Source organism: Mycobacterium sp. 852002-51961_SCH5331710, from assembly GCF_001665535.1.
In the GTDB taxonomy this organism is placed as follows: Bacteria; Actinomycetota; Actinomycetes; order Mycobacteriales; family Mycobacteriaceae; genus Mycobacterium.
On the sequence record NZ_LZSQ01000114.1, the window covers coordinates 1 to 843 of the forward strand.

Genomic DNA, 843 nt, shown 5'->3' on the forward strand with positions numbered 1-843 from the left:
GATTATCGCGGTGCCAGTGTGGTGGTGGATTGGCCGGCTGAGTTGCAGTCGCGGGTTGCTTTGTTGGCTCGTGAGCATGGCGCGACCAGTTTCATGGTGGTGCAGGCGGCGTTGGCGGTGCTGTTGTCTCGGGTCAGTGCCAGTGCTGATGTGGCCTTCGGGTTCCCGGTCGCGGGTCGTGGTGATCCGGCCCTTGATGAGTTGGTGGGTTTTTTCGTCAACACGTTGGTGTTGCGGGTTGATCTGGGTGCCGATCTGACTGTGGGTGAGTTGTTGGCCCAGGTTCAGCAGCGCAGTTTGGCCGCTTATGAACATCAAGACGTGCCGTTTGAGGTGTTGGTGGAGCGGCTCAATCCGGCTCGGAGTTTGGCTCATCACCCGTTGGTGCAGGTGTTGTTGGCGTGGCAGAACTTCGCCGGGCGCGACGGTGCCGCCGACGGGTTGGTGTTGGGTGATGTGCAGGTCGAGTCGTTGCCGCTGGACACCCACACCGCGCGAATGGATTTGACGTTTACCCTTGCCGAGCGCTGGAGCGCTGCCGGTGAACCGGCCGGGATCGGCGGGTCGGTGGAGTTTCGCACCGATGTGTTCGATGCGGTGAGCGTCGAGACGTTGATTGAGCGGTTGCGGCGGGTGTTGGATGCGATGACCGCCGATCCGGTACGGCGGCTTTCGTCGATTGATGTGGTCGATGAGGCCGAGTGTGTGCGTCTGGATGAGTGGGGACACCGGGCGGTGTTGGCCGCCCCGTCGACCGCACCGGCTTCGATTCCGGAGTTGTTCGCTGCTCAGGTGGCCAACGCCTCGGAGGCGGTGGCGCTGCGTTGTGAAGACCGCTCCGGG

1 protein-coding gene is annotated in these 843 nt (G+C 63.0%); it reads left to right on the forward strand.

Going from position 1 to position 843, the window contains the following annotated elements:
* The coding region (locus A5752_RS20980) for a condensation domain-containing protein (RefSeq protein ID WP_231983476.1) at window positions 1-843 on the forward strand (843 nt) is incomplete at both ends.